At 65.9% G+C, this 17,287-nt stretch carries 17 protein-coding genes; 9 read left to right on the top strand and 8 right to left on the bottom strand.

Annotated features, from left to right (window positions below; all coding sequences use genetic code 11):
* Positions 1-428, bottom strand: a 428-nt coding sequence (locus tag WBA11_RS13905) for a hypothetical protein (RefSeq protein WP_424521269.1), incomplete at its 3' end; no start/stop codon positions are given.
* Between the two features lie 173 nt (positions 429-601).
* Between WBA11_RS13905 and uvrC the strand changes: the two genes are divergently transcribed.
* A complete protein-coding gene (gene uvrC / locus WBA11_RS13910) occupies positions 602-2,503 on the top strand; it encodes an excinuclease ABC subunit UvrC (protein WP_424521270.1) in 1,902 nt (633 codons plus the stop codon).
* Here the strand turns inward: uvrC and WBA11_RS13915 are convergent.
* Positions 2,388-3,173: a hypothetical protein gene (locus tag WBA11_RS13915; RefSeq protein WP_424521271.1), complete on the bottom strand. Its 786-nt coding sequence runs from the start codon at positions 3,171-3,173 to the stop codon at positions 2,388-2,390. The two genes, uvrC and WBA11_RS13915, sit on opposite strands and share 116 nt — an antisense overlap.
* Positions 3,174-3,299: 126 nt before the next feature.
* Complete coding sequence (locus WBA11_RS13920) at positions 3,300-4,094, bottom strand: PPC domain-containing protein (protein WP_424521272.1); 795 nt, start codon at positions 4,092-4,094, stop codon at positions 3,300-3,302.
* 163 nt (positions 4,095-4,257) lie between these two features.
* On the opposite strand from WBA11_RS13920, the gene WBA11_RS13925 reads away from it, so the two are divergent.
* From WBA11_RS13925 to WBA11_RS13960, 8 genes are all read left to right on the top strand, one after another.
* Positions 4,258-5,274, top strand: a complete 1,017-nt coding sequence (locus tag WBA11_RS13925) for a nucleoside recognition domain-containing protein (protein WP_424521273.1) — start codon at positions 4,258-4,260, stop codon at positions 5,272-5,274.
* A complete protein-coding gene (locus WBA11_RS13930) occupies positions 5,275-5,817 on the top strand; it encodes a spore maturation protein (RefSeq protein WP_424521274.1) in 543 nt (180 codons plus the stop codon). It abuts the gene before it with no gap.
* Positions 5,818-6,075: 258 nt separating this feature from the next.
* The gene (locus WBA11_RS13935) at positions 6,076-6,564 is read left to right on the top strand and encodes a helix-turn-helix transcriptional regulator (protein ID WP_424521275.1); all 489 of its coding nucleotides are present in this window, start codon (positions 6,076-6,078) and stop codon (positions 6,562-6,564) included.
* Positions 6,565-7,957: 1,393 nt separating this feature from the next.
* On the top strand, positions 7,958-8,251 hold the full coding sequence (locus WBA11_RS13940) for a hypothetical protein (RefSeq protein WP_424521276.1): 294 nt from the start codon (positions 7,958-7,960) through the stop codon (positions 8,249-8,251).
* Positions 8,248-9,324, top strand: coding sequence for a hypothetical protein (locus tag WBA11_RS13945; RefSeq protein WP_424521277.1), 1,077 nt, complete (start codon positions 8,248-8,250; stop codon positions 9,322-9,324). The genes WBA11_RS13940 and WBA11_RS13945 overlap by 4 nt, the downstream gene beginning before the upstream one ends.
* Positions 9,325-9,446: 122 nt before the next feature.
* On the top strand, positions 9,447-9,770 hold the full coding sequence (locus WBA11_RS13950) for a hypothetical protein (protein WP_424521278.1): 324 nt from the start codon (positions 9,447-9,449) through the stop codon (positions 9,768-9,770).
* 2 nt (positions 9,771-9,772) lie between these two features.
* A complete protein-coding gene (locus WBA11_RS13955; RefSeq protein ID WP_424521279.1) occupies positions 9,773-10,096 on the top strand; it encodes a hypothetical protein in 324 nt (107 codons plus the stop codon).
* A gap of 104 nt (positions 10,097-10,200) precedes the next feature.
* A complete protein-coding gene (locus WBA11_RS13960) occupies positions 10,201-11,325 on the top strand; it encodes a hypothetical protein (RefSeq protein ID WP_424521280.1) in 1,125 nt (374 codons plus the stop codon).
* Here WBA11_RS13960 and WBA11_RS13965 read toward each other — a convergent pair.
* The 5 genes from WBA11_RS13965 to WBA11_RS13985 all read right to left on the bottom strand — a co-directional run.
* On the bottom strand, positions 11,322-12,449 hold the full coding sequence (locus tag WBA11_RS13965) for a M14 family zinc carboxypeptidase (RefSeq protein WP_424521281.1): 1,128 nt from the start codon (positions 12,447-12,449) through the stop codon (positions 11,322-11,324). The two genes, WBA11_RS13960 and WBA11_RS13965, sit on opposite strands and share 4 nt — an antisense overlap.
* Complete coding sequence (locus tag WBA11_RS13970) at positions 12,410-12,889, bottom strand: flavodoxin domain-containing protein (RefSeq protein WP_424521282.1); 480 nt, start codon at positions 12,887-12,889, stop codon at positions 12,410-12,412. The genes WBA11_RS13965 and WBA11_RS13970 overlap by 40 nt, the downstream gene beginning before the upstream one ends.
* A gap of 53 nt (positions 12,890-12,942) precedes the next feature.
* Positions 12,943-15,297, bottom strand: a complete 2,355-nt coding sequence (locus WBA11_RS13975; RefSeq protein ID WP_424521283.1) for a zinc-dependent metalloprotease — start codon at positions 15,295-15,297, stop codon at positions 12,943-12,945.
* A gap of 120 nt (positions 15,298-15,417) precedes the next feature.
* Positions 15,418-16,689 (bottom strand): type IX secretion system plug protein domain-containing protein, encoded by a 1,272-nt coding sequence (locus WBA11_RS13980; protein ID WP_424521284.1) that lies wholly within the window; start codon positions 16,687-16,689, stop codon positions 15,418-15,420.
* On the bottom strand, positions 16,628-17,287 hold a 660-nt coding region (locus tag WBA11_RS13985; RefSeq protein WP_424521285.1), incomplete at its 5' end, for a hypothetical protein. The genes WBA11_RS13985 and WBA11_RS13980, both read right to left, overlap by 62 nt.

The raw sequence follows: 17,287 nt of genomic DNA on the forward strand, positions 1-17,287 counted from the left end.
AGCTTGAACGGCCGGCTGAACGTCGCCTGGACCGCCGCCCGAGCGGTCCGCAACTTAAACCCGGCCTCGAGGCCGACGTCCTGGGACGACAGGCTCCCGAAGTCCTCGAACGTCGCTCGGACGCGTCCGCGGACGTCGACCTCGAGGCCGAGACCGATCCGGGTCGAGTAGCCGGCCGTCGGCCCGAAGGTCAGATACGCACCGCCCGGCCCCAGCCGGTTGTCGCCGCCCACGACGAACGCGCCGACGTCGACGGTCGGCGTCAACCGCGTCCCGGCCTCGAGGCCGAGTAGAAGCATGTCGACGCCGTCGCTCCCGCCGATCCCAAAGGCCGGGACGACGTACGTGCCGGAAGAGTCGGTCAGGACCGGCTGAGCACCGACCGGTAGTGCGAGCGCGACACCGGCCGCGATGAGGAAGAGGCGCATGAGAACCCAGGGAGTGGACTCGGGGAACGGCCCCAAGCCCGGCCTCGCATGCACGGCCCTGAGAACGCCCGTTCCAGATTCCGACCTCGAGGACGGGTCTCGCTGACACCGCGTCGTCACCGCCGGGCACGACGTTGAGCGGTCGGCGTACACACGGCGCCGCCCTCGATGACATGACCGACGCCCTCGCCGACAAGCTCAAGCACTTGCCTACCGGGCCGGGCGTCTACCAGCACAAGGACGCCGACGGCAAGGTGCTCTACGTCGGCAAGGCCAAAAACCTGCGGTCGCGCGTCCGGAGCTATTTCCAGGACGGCCGGCCCAAGGAGGCAAAAACGCAGGCGCTCGTCAAGAAGGTGGTCGATGTCGAGGTCATCCTGACCGACACCGAGGCCGAGTCGCTCCTGCTCGAGAACAACCTGATCAAGCGGCTCAAGCCGCGGTACAACATCCTGCTCAAGGATGACAAGACGTACCCCTACATCTGCGTCAAAAAGGAGCGCTTCCCACGCGTCTTCCCCACCCGCCGGGTGCGCAAGGACGGGTCGATGTACTTCGGCCCGTACACGGACGCCAAGGCGATGAAGCTGATGCTCAAGACCATCAAGGAGCTGTTCAAGCTCCGGTCGTGCTCGCTCCACCTCAACCAGGCCGCCATCGAGGCCGGCAAGTACCAGCCATGCCTCGACTACCACATCCAAAAGTGCGCCGCGCCGTGCGTCGGCTATGAGACCGAGGAGCACTACAACTCGACCATCGACCAGATCGTCAAGCTGCTCAACGGCAAGACGCGTGAGCTGATCGACCTGCTCCAGGACGAGATGAAACGGCTGGCGTCGGAAAAGCAGTTCGAGCAAGCGGCCGAGTACCGCGACCGCGTCAAGGCGCTCCAGACCTACGCCCAGCGCCAGAAGGTGGTCACGGACCCGGAGGTCGACCGCGACCTGTTCGCGCTGGCCGTCGACCGCGAGGCCGACGCGGGCGTGGGCGTCCTGTTTAAGGTCCGAGAGGGCAAGATCATCGGGCGGACGCACAAGATCCTGCGCGGCATCGAGGGCGCAGACGACCCCGCGTTGTTGCAGCGGATCGTCGAGGACTACTACGCCGAGGCCCAGTTTTTCCCCAACGAGGTCTACCTCGCCGGCGACCTCGAGGACGCGTCGGCCGTCGAGGCGTTTCTGCGCGAGAAGAAGGGCCGCAAGGTCGAGGTCCGCACGCCGCAGCGGGGCGAGAAGGTCGACCTCATGAACATGATCGAGTCCAACGCCAAGCTCCTCCTGGGCGAGTGGCACCGCGCGCGCGAGCAGCGGGACGAGGAGCGGATCCCGCGCTCGGTCATGAGCTTGCAGCGCGACCTGCGCCTCAAGAAGCCGCCGCGTCGCATCGAGACGTTCGACATCTCTCACCTGGGCGGGACGGGCACGGTCGCAAGCTGCGTCGTCTTCCAGGACGCAAAGCCCCGCAAGTCGGACTACCGGACGTACAAGATCCGCACCGTCGAGGACGGCAAGCCGGACGATTTCCAGTCCATGCGCGAGGTCGTCGAGCGGCGCTACGCTCGCCTTCTCGAGGAGAACGGGCCGTGGCCGGATCTGGTCATCATCGACGGCGGCAAAGGCCAGCTCTCGTCCGCTGTCGAGTCGCTACGACGGGTCGACGTCTACGGCAAGTTCCCCGTCGTGGGCCTGGCGAAGAGGCTCGAAGAGGTGTTCTTCCCCGGCGAGAGCCAGTCGACGATCATCCCACGCACGTCGTCGTCGCTGCGACTGATCCAGCGGTGCCGCGACGAGGCCCACCGGTTCGCCGTGACGGCCCAGAGAAAGCAACGGCGGATCAAAGACTTGCGCAGCGAGCTGCTGGACATTCCCGGCGTCGGCGCGAAGACCGCCAAGAAGCTGCTCACGGAGCTGGGGAGCGCCAAAGCTGTCCGAGCAGCGTCCGAGGCCGAGATTGCGGCGCTTACGGGACCTTCGGTAGCGGCGAAGATCCGCCGTCATTACGACCAGCCGGAGGCGGCGACGGCGGAGGAGGCATCGTCTCGTCCTCGAGGTCGTAGCTCCAGCGCCGGACCTTGAGCACGTAGTCCACGACGCCTACGGTTTCGTGGGTACGGCGGACCGAGATCTGTAGAGGCCCGTCCTTGAGCTCGATCTCGTCCGAGAAAAAGAACGGCCCCAACTCGTCCCCAAGGCCGACCGTCCGCAACGTGTCGCCCTCGACGCGCACGACCACGAGGTCGACGGGCGAGTCGGCGTCGACCTCGACGTGGAGGGTCATCCACTCCGTGCCGGCCCACTCCCCCGTCGAATAGCCGACGTTGTGAAGCGTCGAGCATGCGGCTCCGGCGCAGAGCGAGCCTCTGATCTCCAGGATCTCACCCGGTCCGTAGCTCGCGAGCGTGCCCGAGAACGCACCACCGGGCTCGGCCGCGGTTGCCAACACCGCGAACACGCCGTCGTGCGGAGCGACGAACGATTCGCGGACTGCCGAGGCGCGTGGAGCCGACCCCTTGCGGATCATGCCATCGAGGTCGACGATTCGGAAGGACACCACATCACCGGGGTACTGGAGATCGAGCTCCACCAACTCGCCGGCCTCGAGGTCGAGCCGGATGGGATCTGCGGACCCTTGCGAGTTGATCTCGCCCTCGAGGACGGACGTGGACAAAGGCGCCCGAACTGGATTTTGAGCGGTTGCCGCGACGGATGCCAGCAGAACGAGGGTGAACAGACTGAGTCGGCGCATCAGTGGTACGAGCTGTGTCCTGAGATACGGGAGCAAGCACTGCCACGAGTCACCGAACGCGAGCGAGCCCACCGCAGACGCGGCAGGCTCGCTACAGAGGACGTGTCTCGACCTCGAGGACGCCGGCTAGCGCTCGTCCATCTGGATCACGCGCACGTCGTAGGCGCCGACCTCCATCGGGGACGACGTCGTGACCTCGACGGTCCACGTCCCGCGCTCGCCTTCGAAGGGACCGAGGCGGACCGACCGCTGATCGTCGTTGTAGTACGTGTAGAGGTCCGTGGTCTGCTGGGCGCCACTGGGCGACGTCACGCGCATAAACCCGTTGAAGCCGAGCGGCATCAGCTCGACGAAGAACTCGCCGCTCGAGGGCGCCGTGACAATGAACTCATCGTAGTACTCGCCCTTGATCAGCTTCTCATCGTCGTAGTCGAGGCGGCCCGTCTCGGTGAACACGACCGTCGCAGAGGACTCCTTGACGCGCACCTCGTAGCTGCCACGTCCCGAGTCACTAAAGGCCGTCGCCCAGATGGTGTACTCACCGCTCATCGGCGCGTTGAAGTCGACCTGCGACACGCTCGTGCTACCAAAGTCGTCGTTCGTCCATTGCTGGCCGCTCGGCGACTTGACGATCAGGTAGGTGTCGAACTCCTGGGAGGTCATTGTCACCGTGAACTGGTTGCCGTCCTCGACGGAGACGGTGTACGCGTCGTAGGGCTTGCCCTGCTGCATCGCGTCGGTATCCTCGAGGACGCCCTCGTAGTCTGGAACTGCGGAGAGATCTACGTTCTCGTACCCGTACTCGGCAACGGATGGGGGCGCCGGTGGTGGTGGTGGCGCGGGGACCACATCGATGTCCTGAGCAATGCTGCTCGTAGCGAGCAAGGCGATGACGAGCGTGGCGAGAAGAAACCGGAGCATACCTGTGGGTCGGGTGGGCATCGAAACTACTGGCCTTCGGCCTCTAACCCCATAGCGCAAACGCACTACTGCCACATCCGGGGAAACCAAGGGGCCAAACTCCAGCAAGACCTGGTTGCGAATCCAAAAGGCGTCGGCGACCTTGGCCCTTCACCCGAACGCCATGCTGAACTACATCTGGGCCGGGCTCATCATCGTGAGTCTCGTGTTTGCCCTCGTCTCTGACGCGACGGATCTCACACGGGATACGTATCGGAACGGGCAGCCCCTCCCCGTCCGGCTCGAGCTCGACCGTCCGTACGACGCCGAGGCCCCACGCCAAGCGGCGACCCTCGTCCTCGACTCGACGGCGTTCCGGTCCTTTTACGATGTCGACGGGACTCCCGAAGCTGGCTATCCCGTCACGATTCGGCGCTCCGGTGGGGAGACGGAAATCATCCTCGAGGACGGCGCCTCGCTGCCGGCGCCGCTCGACGTGATCCGGGACGCGACCAACCCCCGCGACAACATCCTCCAAGGCGCGCTGTCGGACGTCGCGATCCAGCAGGGTGGAGATGGCGCCGTCCTCGAGGGCGGCCTGTCGTTCGGCACCGTCCGCTTCGTCAAGCTCGGTGCGATCACGACGGCGGCGATCGACTTGGCCGAGGTGGCCGTCAGCATCGCCTTGGGGCTGATCGGCGTGCTGGTCCTGTTCCTGGGGCTCAGCAAGATTGCCGAGGACGCCGGCATCATCTACTCGCTCGTGAAGCTGGTCCGGCCGGTGCTCGGCCCCCTCTTCCCCGACATCCCCAGAGATCACCCGGCGATGGGGATGATCGCCCTCAACCTGGCCGCGAACGTGTTCGGCCTCGGCAACGCCGCGACGCCGTTCGGCATCAAGGCGATGGAGGAGCTCCAAAAGCTCAACCCGGAGCCGGACACCGCGACCGACTCGATGGCGATGCTACTCGCGCTGAATACGGCCAGCGTCCAGCTGATCCCGCCGATCACGCTGATCGCGATCTTGGGCGTGGAGACGAACAACGTCTACTTCCCCATCCTCTTTACGACGATGGGCTCCCTCATCGTGGCGATCACGGCGGCCAAGCTGCTGAGCAAGCTGCGACGGTTCCGCGCCACCGACCCGTTGCGCAACGGCCCCCTCGAGGTCGCGCCGGTCACACCCGATTCCGAGGTCTAGATGGACGCCTTTCGCGAGATCATCGGAGTCGTTTCCGTTTTCGTCCTGCCGATCATGCTGGTCGGCATCCCACTCTACGGGCTCATCAAGCGTGTGCCCGTCTACGAGTCGTTTGTCGAAGGCGGCAAAGAGGGGTTCGGGCTCGCCGTCCGGATCATCCCGTATCTCGTCGCGATCCTGTTCGCCATCGGCATGTTCCGAGCGTCGGGGGCAATGGAGTCGTTGGCGACGCTCCTCTCCCCTGTCTTGGCGCTGATCGGAATGCCTGCCGAAGTGCTACCGATGGCCATCGTCCGGCCGCTGACCGGCTCGGGATCGGTCGCCATCGTAGCCGATCTGGCGGCCCAGTACGGGGAGACCTCGATCATCACGCGAATGGCCGCGACGATGTTTGGCTCGACAGAGACGACGTTCTATGTGATCGCGGTCTACTTCGGCGCAGTCGGGGTGAGCAAGACGCGCCACGCGTTGCCAGCCGGCCTAATCGCTGACGTCTCAGCGATGCTGTTCGCCGTCTGGATGTGCCTGCTCTTTTTCGGCTGACGTCCGATCGCTACCCGGCCTGCAACCCAACCCAGACGTAATGCCTGCGTGACAGACTCCACGGTTGGTGGAGCGAGGATGACAATTCTGTGGACGCAGGGTTCGACCCTTGCAACCCTCGCCTCGGTTGAAATCGCTTGTCCACAAGGCTGGACCAGACTCACACGCCGAGGTAGGGACCTATGACAAAGGCTGAGCGAGCCTTCGTTTCAGTCAGCGCGAGGCTCAGGATGAGTCTCGCGTAGATCCGATGGCATCATGTCCACAAACCCTCCCCGGGGTTCTCAGGCGATCGCTCACTCTGCGCTCGAAAGGCTCCAAAGCCATTTCCAACACCAGACGCCTCTCGTAGCCAAGGAATCGGCGATCGACGTAGCGCTGAGGCGCGCAACGCTGTGCCTCAAGGTCAGCGCCAGCGAGGTGGCCGGCGACGATCCGACCGTGCGTGCAGCCCTGGACCTCATCATCGACAGATTGTCCTCGCACACCTTGCGAGCGTCGGACGTTTATGACTGTTTTCCAGGGTCTTCGTTTAGACGCCGGTTCGAGAGAGCCACGGGCAAAAGCGTCCGCAACTACATCGAGGACGCGAGGCTCTTGACGGCTATGGGCCTGCTCCAGGAGTTGGACGTCGAGATCTACCTGATCGCAGACTCGGTCGGCTACGAGCACTACGAGACGTTCTGTCGAGCGTTCAAGCGGGTTGTCGGCCTGGCCCCCTCGGAGTTTAGGGAGTCCATTCAGTAGCGCCACCATTCCCTGACGGCCTACTGTTAGGGATAACGTCAGCTCAAGGTGTTAGGGCGGATTGTTAGACAGAAGCCGGGTCCCATAACCCATCTTTGTAGGGTACAGCCGCCCTACCACCGTGACGATTCTCTCCGTTCAAGGACTACCGGGTCCATCAGGCGATCTCTCTCAGATCGTGGTCGAAGGGCGCGAGCCCTCGTCGCGCCGTGTCGAGGTCGTCGTCGACGTCGCCGGTCGCGAGATCACGCGTTCCGCCGACGTGCGTCGGGACGGGACGTGGACGGCCCGGTTCAGAAACTCCAAGACGTCGCTCCGAGGCTTCTCGTGCGACGCACCGATCACCGTTTGTGCCCACGACCACGAGGACACGACATCGTCCGCACGATGGAACGGGTCCCTGGACTGCAACAGCCTCGAGGACGAGGTCCTCAAGCTCAGGGAAGAGGTCGAGCCGGTGAACTCTCGAGGGGACTCGCCCGAGCCTGTGCTAGAGGGAGCGGATCAGCCGCTCGTCGTCGTGAGCCAGGGGTCCGCCGAAGGGACTTCGTCCCCCGTCACCGTACTCGTTTCGGGGACCGAGTCTGGGCCTCGAGGACACGACGACCGCCACGCCTCCGAGGAGCCGACCTCGAGGGCGCGCTATGACAACTCGAGGGCGCGCTATGACCATAGGACCGAGCCCGCACATCGAGACCGGGATGACGAACGTGTCGCCAGAGAGTCGACCTCGAGGACGCGCTACGACCGGACCGAGGCCAAGCCAGCCCCAGGAGGTCACGACAACCGGCAACCACGACCGACAGACCAAGGCCGCCGAGAGCCGCCGGACGACCATCGCTACGTTGCTAGGGAGCACACCTCGTGGGCGCGCCACGACCGTGAGACCGAGCCCGCGCGCAGAGACCACGATGCCCGGAGGGAGCCGACCTCGAGGTCGCGCTATGACCAGCCCGCACCTCGCGAGTACGACAGCCGGCAGCCGCATCGGGCAGACCGCGACCGCCGTGATCCGTGGGACGACGACCGCTACGTTACCAGGAGAGAGCCGACCTCAAGGGCGCGCTACGACCGTGGAGCCGACGCGCGTGGGGAGAGAATCGGAGGTCTTGATCGGGGACGAGACCTACTGACCTGGTCACGCTCCCATAGCGACCGCGGCTGGCGAGGTGGCGAGCGCGATCCTGAAGAGCGGCGGGCACGAAGTGCCCACGATGAAACTGAGCACCGTGCGCCACGCGAGCGCTACGCCTACGATCGCAGAGACGACCACAACCACAGCGAGCGGCCCGACGAGACGGATGTGGAGGAGAAAGACGACGAAAAGACGGATGACGATGGGTCCCCTGTCTGGCTCGGCAGCCTGTTGGCCACATCGACAGCAGCAGTCGTCGTGAGCATCGCCGCACAGGGGTACCCGATCCTCGTTGCGATAGCCGTCGCCGTCGTGATCCCGATCTCAGCTTTGTTCGCTGGCAAACGGTCTGGGCGTTCGTGGGGGATCTGGAGCATGTCGGGGGTCGGGCTCGGAGTGCTCGCGACGGTCGTGATGCTCCCGTTCGTCGACCTCGTTCAGATGGACGTTTACCTCGTGGCGGCCGGAGTCGCGGCGGCGGGAATCTTGGCCGGCGGCGTCCCAGCGTTCTTGTTCAGCTCTGACGACGACGACGACCAAGAAGAGTCGTGAGCGTAGACGCCCTCGACCTGTTACTCATCGGCACCGGACTCGTCGTGTCGGGCATTGGTCTCTGGGACCAGGCTTGGACCATCCTGGGCGAGGGCGGAGGGCCGATCACCCGCCGCGTCGCAAAGTCTGTACGGCAGACGTCGCAGCACATCTACCGGGTCCTTCCCCGGAGCCGCGTTCTCTCGATAGGAGGCGCAGTGGCGGTCGTGGCCACGGTCTTCTGCTGGATCTGGATCCAGTGGGTCGCGTGGACCCTCGTGTTCTCCGGCCTCGAGGTCGTCAACGCGACGACGAGCACAATGGCCAACGTCTGGGAGCGGATCTACTTCTCGGGGTACACGCTGAGCACGCTGGGAATCGGGAACGTGCAACCCAGGGGACCTGCGGCGTTGGTGCTCACGGCTGGCTCCTCGTTCGTTGGCCTGGTTCAGATCTCGTTTGCGATCGGGTACATCATTCCCATGATGGTCGCGGCGACCGACAAGCGGCGGATCGCGATCACGATCTCGTGCCTGGGCGAATCGAGCCGGGACGTGTTGGTCAACATGTGGGACGGGGACTCCTTCGAGGCGTTGCGTCACTACCTCGAGGCCATCACGCCCGAGCTCGCGTTCCTGGAGCAACGGCATCTGTCGTACCCGATCCTCGCCTACTTCCACAGTCACAAGAGGTCCGAGGCGATCGGTCCCAGCCTGGCCGTCCTGGATGAGACCGTCACGCTCCTGCAACGCGGCACCGCGGCGGGCGAGTGCGGGCACTTGGGGATTCCCAGCGGAACGCTCCACGCCGTCCGCCGCTCGCTCTCGACGCTCATCGAGACGCTCGCCACGGCGCTCGAGGCCTCCGGCGGGGACCTCCCACCGCCTCCCGACCTCGACCAGCTTCGAGACGCAGGGATCCCCGTCGTGCCCGATGCCCAGTTCGACCACGACCTCGAGGAGATGGAAGACCGCCGACGGACGCTCCTGTACCTCGTCGAGGACGACGGCTGGACGTGGGACGCGGTCGCTACTTCTGACACCGAGCGCGACGACGAACAGCTCTCGTCCCTTTATGACACCGAGGCCATATAGCCATGGAAAACGTAGACATCTCGGAAATCGCGGTCATGGTGTTCGTGGTGTGTTTGGGCCTCAGCACACTCATCATCGCGATCTCCATCGCGCACGTGTTCTGGACCTACACCAACTGACCGATGGACACCGACAACCTCCGCCTCATCCTCGAGGCCGTCGAGCAGATCTCGACGGAGCTCTTCTTCCTGTTCCTGCTGCGCATCCTAGAGGACTTCGTGACGCAAATGACGTTCTACGTCATCCTGATGATCTTCGCGTACAAGTGTTTCGCCCTCGCGTCCGCGCACCTCACCATCAAGCGGATGGGCGACAAGCTGGGGTACCACTGGCCCTATTCGAAAGCCGAGAAGCGGCGGTTGTACAAGATTTTCGACCGCGGCATCGAGGAAGATCCGGCCTTATCGAGCGACAGGACAGAGACGCTGTACGCCAGCGCCGAGTAGCCGTGGACACCGAGACCCTTCGAGTCATCGTCGAGGCCGTCACGCAGCTCTCGACCATGGTCTTCTTCGTCCTGCTCCTGGCTCTGTTCGCGAGCTACATGCTCGCGACCCTCTTCGCCCTCGACGTGCTCGCCATCCTCCTGGCTGCCCTGCTCCAGAGGTACGCGGAGCATCACTTGGCTATCCGCCCGATGGCTGAGCGCCTGGGCAGACCTCCACCCTATAAGCGAGGCGATCGAACTGCGGTGTACAACGTCTTTCTACGCGGCCTCGAGGCCGCGGGCGTGACGCCACCTTCAGCCCCACCAAACACCTCGGACCGATGACTAACCGTGCCCTTCTCTTTTCTGTCTTGGCGTCGTGCTCGATCTTCATCTTAGGGTGCGGCGGGTCTCAGGAGCCCGACGGCAACACCTCCAGGTCCAGCGCCATGAGCGACTCTTCGCGCGCCTCATCGGGCTCGGTCGCGGATTCGTCGTCGGGCTTTTTCTCGACGGCGCTGTCTTTCCTGCTCTCGAACCCTCGTCGTGACGAGCGAGAGAAGCCGGGGAGCGAGTGCTCGTCCGACACGGACTACACCGGGCGCTCGCTTCCGTATCACTCCCTCCCCATCGACAACGGGAACGACTTTAACACGACGAACGAGGCGTTCCAGACCAGTTCGCCAGACGCCCAGACGCCGTACGTGACGTACGCGAGTTGGGACCCGTGCCACATGTACTTCGGGATGACGGGGTCGGCGGTCGGGGCGGGAGACTGCGAGGGCGGGGACTGCCCCGTCATCGACCGAGCGGAGTCCCCATACCGCTACTGGATGCTGTACCTCAACACGGACCCCCAGGGGACGGCGGGCTCCGTACAACCTCGCTCGAACGGCCCGACTCCAGAGCGGCTTCCGTTTCGTGCGGACTACCTGATTGAGATCCGGCTCGACGGCGTCACGTCGCAGACGGGCGACGGGTATACGTACCAAGGAAATGCGCAGTTGTACAGTCGCACGAGCGATTGGAGTGTTGGCCTCGAAGAGTCGTGGGCTCCGCAGGGTCGGAGTGGGATCGATATCGGCGACAACAGTTCGTCGAACTTCATCGAGGTCGCGATCGACCGAGGCGCGCTCGGTAACCCGTGCGCAGTCGAGGTCGTCGGGTGGGTCGCGGACACGAGGGCGGACACGGCGTTTGCGTACTGGCCCCCGCCTCGGGGCTTCCAGCCCAATGGTCACACGGCTGCGTTGTTCAACCCTAACCCAACGAGCTCTTCCACTCAAACCGGTTCAGCCCGGACTCCTTCCGATCGGAACTCCTCCCAGACCGGTTCCACCCAGACCGACACGACGACGAGGGCGACCCCGAGGTTCGCGACGACCGAGCCGGACCCGACGACGCTCGACTCCGTCGAGGTCTCGACGCCTCGTCTGGCCATGTCCGACTCGCTCGTCCTCGACGTTCACGGCTTCGTCTTGACGTCCGGCCAACAGCCCAACGCGAGCGGCAACCTTAACCGGACGGACTACAGCCAGGCCGAGCCCGGCTGCACCGGGTCGGAGCGGTCCTAGGCCTTCTCGCGCGACTCGACGGCCTCGAGGGCGTGGTCCAGCACGCCAAGGTGAAGGCGGACCTGGTCCTCGAGGGGCGGGCACGTGATCCCGAACCGCGCCACCCAGGGCTGCAGCGACCGCTCCTCCGCCGCGTCCTCGAGGACGGACGGCATCTCGGCCTTGAACGCCTGCAGGGACTCGGCGACGCCCGGCCTCGAGGACGGCGCTAAACGAAAGAGAGGGAGTTCTGTGACCACAGACAGCGTCTTGCCGCCGGACGTGGTAGCCGCCTGCTCCATCGAGGACGACCGGAACTTGGCGGCCGTCTCGGGATCGCCGATCTCGAGGAAGTGCTCGCGCATGGCGGAGCCTCGTGGCGTAGACCAGAAGCCGGGGCCGGCGTAGACGAAGCCTTTGTCGCCTCCGCGGTCGTGGTCGTGGAGAGGCAGGCCCGCTCGGCGCGCGGCCTTGGTGAAGCCGTCCCGGAGACCTGAGGACGCGTCCGAGACCAGCCACTCTTTCTCGATGAGGAGCAACGCGCCCTCGGAGAATCCCATCCCGTGCAGGCTCGCGTGGAGCGCGACGGGCGAGCCGTCGAATAGGAACGCGGTCGCCGCCTCGTTCTCGACGCGCAGGTCGGGGTAGCCGAACTCGAGGTCGCGGCCGGGCGGCTCACGGCGTCGGCCGCGGAGGTAGTGACCCAGCGATTCCGCCGGCCTCGATGCGTCCCACGTTCCGATCCACGACCGGTTGCGCGCCTCGCCGTCGGGGTTGAGGTGCGGGATCACGCGGAAGGTGAACCGCTCGAACACGTCCTCGAGTCCGCCGCCTTCGGCCCCCCAGCCCCGAGCGGCCAGCCCCTCCAGGACGAACGCCCTCAACGTTTCTGGACCGACAGGTTCGTCCGCGTGGGCGCCAGCCACGAGCGTCACCAACTGCGGCCCCAGCCCCATCATGACGCCCGCGATCGCTCTCCCTTCCTCACTCTCGCCGACGACCTCGAAGGTCGCGAGGTCGGGGTTTGCCAAGCACGCGTCCTCGAGGTCGGCGAACACCTCGTGGGAGGTGTGGAAGCGTGTCGGCGCCTCGAGGTCGGACAGCGTCACGAGGTCGCGAAGGCGTTGGCCAAGGCGACCGCCCACTCGACCGCGCCCTCGATATCGGCCGGCGTCGGGCCGCCGTCGATGCCGTGGAGAGGCGCGGCCTCGAGGGCGCCGCACGACGTCAGGAGGTCCACGAGATTGATCGCGGCCGTCTGGTAGTACGGGTCGTAGTCGCGGTCCCCCAAACCGCACACGCCGAACCGGGCGCCCTCGAGGGCGGGGCGGATGCTCTCGAGAGCGTCGATAAAGTCGACGGCGTTGTCGGGGAACGTGCCGTCCGACCACGTGCAGGTCACGGCCACGATCTGGTCGTGGTCCTCAAGGAGCTCGGGGTACGCCTCGGCCATGTCCAACAGGTGGACGGCGAAGCCGAGGTCACCCAATCGGTCTCCGATGGCGTCGGCGACGATCTCCGAGTTGCCGGTCTGGGTCCCGACCAAGATCAGGATATCGGGCCGGGCGGCGCTGAGGTCGAGCACAGATGGGGACGATCGAGGTCGGAGAGAGCCGTCCCTCTCCGGCCTCGAGTCGGCTAGTCCTCGGGGTCGAGGATGTGATCGATGCGGGCGCGAAGGTCGAGCACGTGGTAGCGCTCGGCCTGCTCGTCGTCGCCACGGTAGCGTGCGACCGCGTCCTCGAGGTCGGCATCGAGGGCGAGCAACGCGCCGCGGGCGAGCGGGCGAGCCTCGGACCGCTCGATGTCCTGGGGACGGTACCCGTACGCGACGCTCACGAACTGGGGCGGGACCGACGCCGGGGAGCCGGTGAGGATGTCGCCCAGGCGGTCGACGTAGGCGCGCTGCAAGGCACGGCGCGCGGGGTCGATCTCTCGACCGCCACCGATCTCCTCAAACAGACCGGACTGCAAGTCGTCCATCATCTCGGCCGCCGGGTAGGCGTCGTCTTTAAGCCACTCGGCCTCTGCGAGACGGCCCAAGCGCACGGGATCGAGGACGCGGTTGAGCGCACCTTCTTGGAGCCGCTGGATGCGGTCCGACGTGCCGGCGGGCTCGATTAACGAGAGAAGGTCCGAGTCCAACAACCAGTCCGGCGTGCGGAATCCCTCTTCGACCAGGAAGCGCACGGCCGACCGCTGGCGGTCCGCGTCGACGGGCTCGTAGACGGCGCCGTCCTCACCGACCATCTTGGGGTCGATGGTTACGCCGCCGATCTGGCGGCCGACGTGACCGAGGTAGCGCGCCCACTGCCCGACGACCTGACCGTAGAGCTCGTCGAGGTTGTCGTAGCCCTCGCCGTCTTCGGTCGTCCACTCGCGCAGGCGCGGGACGATCCGCTTGAGGTTGGCCAGGCCGAGCTCGGAGGCGTACACCGCATCGTCACCCAAGTCCTCGCTCTGAGAGCGCGGGTCGACCGGGTCGAAGGTTTGGGCGCCGTACCGCAGGGCGAGGTCCCCCCTCGTCTCCATCACCATGTCCTTCAGCATCTCGCGCTCTTCCTCTTCGCTGTCGGCGTCGGGGAAGTAGGTGTACCCCCACTTGACGGCCCAAATGTCGTACTCGCCGACGCGGGGCATGAACTGGGTCACGCCGTCGCCGGGCTGGGCGATGTAGTTGAACCGGGCGTAGTCCATGATCGAGGGCGCCGTGCCGTGCTCGGTCGTGAACGTCGGGCTGCGCAAGCTGTCGACCGGGTAGGCCGCCGACGAGATCCAGTTGTGCGGCAGCCCGAGCGTATGCCCCACCTCGTGGGCCGAGACGAACCGGACCAACTCGCCCATCACCTCTTGCCGGAACTCAGGCGCACGGGCGTCCGGGTTGACTGCGGCCGTCTGGACGAAGAACCAGTTGCGCAACAGGTTCATCACGTTGTGGAACCAGCCGATGTCGGACTCGATGATCTGACCCGAGCGCGGATCGTGGACGTGCGGGCCGAACGCGTTCTGGACGTCGGACGGGAAGTAGCGGATGACGGAGTAACGGGCGTCCTCCGGGCTCCACGTCGAGTCGTCGGGTGCGTCGGCGGCGCGGATGGCGTTCTTGAAGCCGGCGGCCTCGAAGGCGACGTTCCAGTCGCGGACGCCCTGCTTGAGCGGCTCGCGCCACTCCTCCGGCGTAGCGGGGTCGATGTAGTACACGATGGGCTCAACGGGCTCGACAAGCTCACCGCGAGCGTAGGCCTCCATGTCACTTGGGACGAGCTGCCAGCGCGTGATGTAGCGGCGCTGCTCGGCGCGCTGGGCTGGGATGCCGTAGTCGGTCTGCTGGATCGAGAAGTAGCCGACGCGCGGGTCGTAGCGTCGAGGCCGCATGGGCTCCTCAGGGAGCAGCACCATCGAGTGCGCCATCTCGACGGAAAGCGTCCCGGTCGAGGCATTGGCCGGCGGCTCCGACGACTCGTAGGTCAGGACCGAGCGGATCTCGACGTTCTCAGGGAACGCCATCGCCCTCGCCAGGAACGAGCGGTCGCCGTCGACGCGGCGAACCTTGAACTGCTCACGCGCACCCTGGGGCAGGCCGAAGACCGGCGTGTCGCCCGTGAACGTGTCCGTCATGTCGACCACCATCGAGGTCGAGTCGGTGCCGAGCGCGAGGATCGGGACGCGAGCGATGATCGGCTCGAACTGGGCGTCGCGGACCGCCTGATAAATCGGCAGGCTGTCGGCGGCGACGCTGGCGTAGCGGATGGTGCGGAGCAAGACGTGGTCGCCCTGACGCTCCCACCGGACGGCCTGGGTGTTGACCTTGATGCCGCCATACTGGAACCCCTCGGTCGTGCGCGCGATGCGGCTCACGATCAACATCTCACGGTCCAGGAGGTCGTCGGGGATCTCGAACAGGAGCTTGGCGCCGTCGTCCTCGAGGTGGACGTCGAACATGCCCTCGTCCGTCACGGCGTCGTCGGTGACGATCTCGTCGAAGGGCTTCATGTCGCCGTCCGAGCTCGACGACGAGTCGTCGGAGGGGTCCACGACGGGAGACGTTGACGAGCAGCCGGCGGCAACGAGGAGGCCGGCTAAGAGAAGCAGTCGAGTCATGGGCGTTGGGGGTTAGCGTGCCACGCCGCTTCGGACGGCGATCAGTCGGTCGGTAAACGTACGAGGGTCGCTGAGGTAGACGTAAGCCGTAAAGAGGGACGGCGCGCCGAGACCTTGCGAGATGCCAGGACCGCCCGTGTAGCCGTACACGTAGCGGCCTTGCTTGATGCGAATAGTCCCTTGATAAAGACCCGCGGCGGCGTCCCACATCAGCTCGGCGTTGGGCACCCTGCGCCATCCGTTAAACGAGCCGGTCACGTAGACGCGCCGCGCGAGCTGCCGGCCGTTGGGAGGGACGAATCGGAAGACGGTGTCGACGTACTGCCCATCCGTGTCGACCTGGCCGACGTCGCGGTAGACCGTCGACAAGAGCGGGACCGCGGCGATCACGGCCTGGCGCACGTCGCCCCCGAACTCGGCGAAGTCCGCGTCGAGGACGGCGATCGGCGGCACGGCGGCGCGGTCGACCTCGATGACCTGGTCGTTGATGGACAGGAAACCCAAGTCGACCTCGAAGAGCGCGTCTTGCTCGGGGAAGGCCTGGTCGCGCGGCAGGAAAAACTGAAAGAGCGACAAGTCGATCAGGTTCGGCTCGGGGGCGCACCGGAACTGGTCGGTCCGCCCGTTGCGTGCGAAGCACACGGTGTAGAACGAGCCGTCGAACTCCTGCAAACGCGCGTTGGGTCGCAGCCGGGCCGCGGGCTGGACGGCGAACCCGACCGCTCCGCCCATCACCGTCGATCCGAACTCGAGGTCGACCTCGGCGAGCTGCTCGGTGACGAAGAACGGGATCTCGAACAAAAGCTCGCCGGCGAGCGTGCGGACGATCGCGCGGTAGTTGCCGCTGACCTCGAACCCGATCGTGTTGTTCGGGAAGTCGTAGGTGTAGTGGACGTAGGGCAGCGACGACGCGGCGCTCGAGCGCTGGAAGTCCAAGATGTCGTCCCGCTCGAAGCTGGTCATGAACTCCGATGGGAGCAGGTCCGGCTGGCCGATCAGGTTCGTGTGCACGAACGAGATCTGGAGCGCCTCGCCCACGTCCTGTCCTAGGATGTCGAACCGGAGCCGGAGTTGCTCGCTGCCCTCGAGGGACAGGATTGGCAGCGTGGCCTCGTCGCCACGCGAGTGCAATTGAAGCGCGCCGATGCGCTCGTCCTCGATGACGGTCTGCCCCGGCTGGCGCGTCGGCGTCGGCGTGGGCGGGTCGACCTCGAAGCCCTCCTCAGGGAGCGCGCAGCCGGCCAGGACGAGGAGAGCGATCAGGAGCGCACGAGGCGAGGGCATCCAGGACGGGCGGTTGAAGATCGAAGATAGGTGGGAGCCGCCTACGGGATTGCCGCCATTCGGAGCGCCTCTCATCGTCCTCGAGGACGGGAGCCAGGCTCGTCGGACCCGACACCCTGAACGCGTCCGCGAGACCGGCGCGGAGGGCATCGCCGGCCTCGAGGGCGCCAGCTCGGTACGCGATCCGCGACTGCAAGAACCGGGCGACGCGCGACGCCTCGGTCGTGTCGTCCTCGAGGCACCACGTGCTCGCCAGCCGCCAGGCTCTCACGGGCTCATCGAGGGCGGAGAACCGAAGCGCGGCCAAGACGGGATCCGCGTCGACGAGTGCCTCGGGGACGTCGAAAGGCGACGCGGCCAGGACGTCCCGAACGACCTCGGCCTCGAGGGCGCGGCGGCGCGAGATCCCAAGCCGGCTGACCGCGTCTACGGCGGAGAGCGAGTCGACGGCCTGCTGGTACGTTCTCGAGGACGGGAGGCCTGCAACGGCTTGGAGGTCGGCGAGGTGCAGCAGGGTCGCGGGCGTCGTGAGGGTGTCGACCAGGGCGCGAGCCCGTTCGAGGTCGGCGGCGGAGACCACGCCGCCGAGGGCCAGGCG

It is taken from the genome of Rubrivirga sp., from assembly GCF_049648075.1.
Classification (GTDB): domain Bacteria; phylum Bacteroidota; class Rhodothermia; order Rhodothermales; family Rubricoccaceae; genus Rubrivirga.